General features: G+C 38.5%; 5 protein-coding genes. 2 read left to right on the top strand and 3 right to left on the bottom strand.

The genetic code is table 11. The annotated features are described in order from the left end of the window. Positions 1-102: 102 nt before the first annotated feature. Genes PPOP_RS06645 through PPOP_RS06635 form a run of 3 tightly spaced genes read right to left on the bottom strand, consistent with a single transcriptional unit; the run spans position 103 to position 3853 of the window. Positions 103-381 carry a hypothetical protein gene (locus PPOP_RS06645; protein WP_006285371.1) on the bottom strand — a complete coding sequence of 93 codons (279 nt, stop codon included), beginning with the start codon at positions 379-381 and terminating at the stop codon, positions 103-105. A 33-nt stretch (positions 382-414) separates the two neighbouring features. Continuing rightward, positions 415-2703, bottom strand: a complete 2289-nt coding sequence (locus PPOP_RS06640) for a S8 family peptidase (protein WP_006285370.1) — start codon at positions 2701-2703, stop codon at positions 415-417. Next, a complete protein-coding gene (locus PPOP_RS06635) occupies positions 2696-3853 on the bottom strand; it encodes an AAA family ATPase (protein WP_042227678.1) in 1158 nt (385 codons plus the stop codon). The genes PPOP_RS06640 and PPOP_RS06635 overlap by 8 nt, the downstream gene beginning before the upstream one ends. Before the next feature lie 170 nt (positions 3854-4023). Between PPOP_RS06635 and PPOP_RS06630 the strand changes: the two genes are divergently transcribed. Beyond that, positions 4024-4227 carry a hypothetical protein gene (locus tag PPOP_RS06630; RefSeq protein ID WP_042227676.1) on the top strand — a complete coding sequence of 68 codons (204 nt, stop codon included), beginning with the start codon at positions 4024-4026 and terminating at the stop codon, positions 4225-4227. Continuing rightward, positions 4224-4517, top strand: a complete 294-nt coding sequence (locus tag PPOP_RS06625) for a YolD-like family protein (protein WP_042227675.1) — start codon at positions 4224-4226, stop codon at positions 4515-4517. Before PPOP_RS06630 ends, PPOP_RS06625 begins: the two co-directional genes overlap by 4 nt. Positions 4518-4730 lie beyond the last annotated feature (213 nt).

Here is a 4730-nt window from a genome sequence, read left to right as displayed (position 1 = left end):
GGGGTGGTGAGAACTTTCATTCTACACGAATCCGGCCATGAGCCTTTTGTTTTTTTATTTCCAGAAGGTGTCGCACTTCATTTTACAATCCGTCTTATTTATTTATTGGCTTTTTTTTAAAGTTAATTTGACACCAGCCTCACCCTCTAATCCAACCACAAGCTGAGTTAATCCTCCTGATTTGGCAATGCCCTTTACATGTATCTCAATGGAATCCATCTCGAATCCTTTAAAACCTTCAGCATAACCTGCGAGAGCCTCGTATGTTACTGGAACGGTTTGTATTACTCCATTCATAGCTGATGACGGTATGTATACTTCATCTCCCGTATTGTCTTGAATCAATGGCATCATTAATACAAACTGTTCTTTTTTCCCCATAGCATAATTCTCCTTAGAGTATATTTATTAGAATCACTCTTCGTCATTATTAAAACTTTCACCCTCTACGTGGATTTCAGAAAGAATCTCAAAACGAGAGTGGCTTTCAATTGAAATACCGCCATGAACATCAACATCATTCGTTGTTAAATCTTCTATTGATACTATAAGGATATAGTCGATCTCTTCATCGTTCGTTAATTCAGGTTTAGTATAAAGTTGCAGCCAAATCTGCCAGTCACCAGGGTTAAAACTCTTTATAATACGATTAAAGTGATGGATATGATTCCATCTTTTTCGACCCTCTTTACCGGCGGGATTATTTGTTTCCATGTTGTTACCTGAATTGATCGTGTGAAGAGATGTGTCCACATACGCTCTCAAATATTCATAGCCCATACTTTGATTTACTGGTGAGAAGCAAATACAAGTAACAGAAACCTTTACTACAGGCTTTTTACTGTTTGAATATTTAGAAATAGTTGAAGGCATGTAGAATCTTATTCTCTGTTTTAAGAGTCTACCAAGTTTCCCTTTTCTTATATAAGATGCTCTACTCTTATAAGAGTTTTTAGAGTTTAGATAATTTCCGAGTCCTTTTCCATACAATTTTGAATGTAGCTCTCTGGAATCTTGAGATGAATTATAAGAGTCAATATGGGGTGTTTCGGCATGATGAAGTAATAGTGCTTTTGCTATCAGTATATCATTTTCAGGAACGTGTTCTGTAAGTAAGGCTAGCTCTTGTGCTGCCAGTGGTGCTGAGAAGCTTGTCCCGAAATCTTGGGTTAATTTCCCTTCGTTGTTTATAACATAGGCAGCACAATTAGCAGATATGAACCCTTTGTTGTCTTTAATATATACATTTCCACCTGGGTAGACTACATCCGGTTTTGGTGAACCAGCAAATCCAAAGCCGATTCTACTAAAAGGGGATAATTCTTCTCTGCCTGATATGCTATCCGGATGGTTATCTCTCGATACAGAGCCAACAGTCAGAGCATAAAAAGATTCACTGGGAGCTGCCATTCTCGACGCATCATCATCTATGATATCATCTAATGATGAATAATATGACCATAATTTATGATTGCCTGTAGGCACTACAAATTGGATACCATAATCTGTATACTTCTTTGTCAAAGAATCAAGTTCAAAAGCTAAATTACTAATGAAGTCTCCAGACAGTGAATCTTGCTGATTTAATGCTAAACAAAATATTTGTGCCCGATCTTTAATGCTTTCAACAGCCAGACGTATTCTCTTTATAAGAGTGGGTTCATCTAAGGGGGTCAGCCCATCACTAATTGCAGCATCGATTATTCGGACTTTTGGTACAAGTTGTTTGTTTAATACTTGAGTATCTATGTCATCACCAAAAATAGCCCTGCTCGCAACCTTTGTACCGTGTTCGCAGGTTGGAGCAAATTCTAAATCTTCAGATATATACTTACCTGCTATACAATCACTCATGCTCTCGGGTAAGGAAACCCCATCATCTAATACACAAATTATTGGTAATTCCCTAGGGTCATGCAAGAATTCGATTTTTACATCGTCGAAATCAATTTCAGCCTGACCACCACCTTCAGTTTCAGTTTCGAAAAAAGGTGTTCTTCCTATTTCAAGTACTATTTCTTGATCAGCTAGCACTTTTAGTCCGCTTGAAGGAATAAGTGCTCGTAGTACAGGTGTATTGTTTTGAAGTATAATGTTGTCCAACAACTCACCTTTCACTGATAATATATTACCAGATAGAAATTCAATCATTTTCTCGTAATCGGAAGACTCTAAACTAGGAATCAAAGTTATTTGTACATCTTGAATCTCAGCAGAGTCTTTAAGAGATTGGGCAAGTTTATCTTCAGAAGCGTAGGATGAAATAGATTTTATATACTGAAAAAACCCATGGGATTTCCCATCTTTTTGTGTATACTGTGACAATTTTCTGTCAAACTCATTTAAGTTCGCAGGAGAAGTTGAAACAATCGCTACGTTGGACTTTTTAATTGAGTTAACTCTCAACTTGTTATTTGAAAATAATTTTTCAAAGTCTCCTCGATCATCAATCGTATCTTCTTCTTCTAATTCAACTTTAAAAATAATTATCTTGTCTGAGATTGGCGTTTTATTTTGACGGTGTGACTTTCGTATAGCTTCGATTCCTTTAGCTAAATTTGTGCCGTGCTCAACGTGATTAATGTCTCTTGGTGTTGGTATTGACCGTGGCTTATATTCCACTAGATCTACTTCGCTATCGGGTATCCAAAAGTGTGATTTTGGATCTTTATTTTTGTTCTTTGGTTTTCTTCGATCATTCAACCTTATTCAACTCCTTAATTCGATCAGAAATTGTTGATTTAGGTACGCCGGTTATTTCACTAATTTCTCTTAGGGTTAAGCCATTACCCTTAAGCAAATGTAAGTATGATGCGTCTACAGCACTTTCGTTAAATAAAAGAAGCATATTTGTAATTGTTTTTACAAAATCAGCAGTGGAAATTAAAATTCTTTTCTGATGAAATAGAGCATTTTTAACGGTTTTGACAACAACATCATGAAGTTGAGAAAAATTAAAGCCTTTACTAATATTTGCGACCTTTTTTATATCGGCTTGGATATTAAGTTCGAATTTTTTTAGTTGCGTTTCAAGGTAATTGACTCTCATTTCTTGATCGGGTAGTTCAAGATACAGAACCGTATTAAATCTTCTCCAAACAGCTGCATCAAGTAATTCTTGATGGTTAGTCGCCGCTATGACGAGAACATCTTCTGAAAGCATATCAATATTTTGTAGTAATGTATTGACTACTCGCTTTAATTCTCCTAATTCATTTTTATCATCACGTTTTTTGGCGATTGCATCAAATTCATCAAGAAAGAGAATCACATTTTTCTTGTTTACTGACTCGAAAATTTTTCTAATGTTAGTTCCTGTTTGGCCCAAGAGGGAAGAAATCAGGCTGTCTAATCGAACATAAGCTAATGGTAAAGACAACGACTTGGATAGAGAAAAAGCAGTAGAAGTTTTCCCGCAACCTGGGGGGCCGCAAAGCAATAATCTGTTTTCAAAATTGAGCCCCAATTTAATTAATTGATCCCGATTTTTATATTCATTAATAATGTATTCAATTTGTCCTGATATTGCATTACTTAGGATTAAAGAATCTTGTTGAATTTCTTGAGGATGATACCAATCGATCAAACTGTTATTTGATGTCTTATCCCGAGGGGTATACATGCCCGTTGGTTCAAACATCTTAAGACCTGAAGAAGGTGAAAATGTGGATTCTCTTCTCTGTGCACTGGGACTTATATTTCTAGATTTTAAAGATGTTGTTATCTTATTAGCTAGTTGAACATTTCCTTTTTTTCTTTCCTCCTCAGATAATTCAAGGACCGTTTTTTTAAAGTTTTCCTCGTCGTTGTTGTTAAACGCCTCGATAAGTTTAATTACAAAATCGGATCTCATAAACACCACCCGTTCGGACAACGCCGGAATATAGATATATTATATCACCTTTTATAATGTCTTTATACATAATTTTTTCGGACAGGCCGGACAAAACTGCCGACTAATATGAACAATAATACAAAAGAATTACTTAGTCAAGAACGAATGTTCTATTAGAGATGATGGTAATGAGGCTGGATCAATATGTCGGCAGCACTGTTGAGATCATTTATGAGGATCGTAATGGAGCCATTACGCAGCGGCTGATCGTCATCCGCAGCATCCGCGATGGTGTGCTGCACGCAACATGCCTGACAGCGGGGGCGTGGCGCCCGTTTCTCCTGGAACGTATCCTTTCATGGCAGCCAGCCGGGAAGGGGCGGACCGCATGAGTAAGAAGCTGTCGAATAACGGTCTGTGGGAATCCAGCCGTATGATGCTGCAGCAGCATAAGGAAGCACTGCTCCGTCACCAGGGAGAGCAGCGCCGCTGTGAACGGCCGAACCTCGACGATCAGGTAATTGAAGAGGTATCGCGACGGCTGCAATGGGCCATGGAAAACAGGGAGCCCGTTACCTTGCAGCTCTATGACCCGTTCGAACGATGCGAAGTGTCCGCCATCGTCGTGGACATTGACATGATAGGGCAGCGCGTTCGGCTGCAGGAAGGGGAAATGGATTGACGGGGTATACACATGTGTGCGCTGCGAGAAGCCCGTATATGATTCATTCGGAAAAAGATAAGCCCCGGATCGCTCCGAGGCTTTCTTACTGTAAAATTGGCCCGCCCTGTTACACATCGATGAGAGGTGCGGGCGGGGTCTGTTGCTGAAGGACATGGAGCATGAGTCTATGTCCTATTTTATATTAAACTATAAAGATGGTGTTAAGATTGT

Source organism: Paenibacillus popilliae ATCC 14706 (assembly GCF_000315235.1).
GTDB classification, from domain to species: Bacteria; Bacillota; Bacilli; order Paenibacillales; family Paenibacillaceae; genus Paenibacillus_B; species Paenibacillus_B popilliae.
Note: the sequence above shows the minus strand (reverse complement) of the source record. Positions and strands in the feature narration are given on the sequence as shown.

What these genes read in the sequence shown, in the direction of transcription:
- PPOP_RS06645 (WP_006285371.1), bottom strand. Translation starts at nt 381, where the DNA reads ATGGGGAAAAAAGAACAGTTTGTATTAATGATGCCATTGATTCAAGAC.
- PPOP_RS06635 (WP_042227678.1), bottom strand. Translation starts at nt 3,853, where the DNA reads ATGAGATCCGATTTTGTAATTAAACTTATCGAGGCGTTTAACAACAAC.
- PPOP_RS06630 (WP_042227676.1), top strand. Translation starts at nt 4,024, where the DNA reads ATGAGGCTGGATCAATATGTCGGCAGCACTGTTGAGATCATTTATGAG.
- PPOP_RS06625 (WP_042227675.1), top strand. Translation starts at nt 4,224, where the DNA reads ATGAGTAAGAAGCTGTCGAATAACGGTCTGTGGGAATCCAGCCGTATG.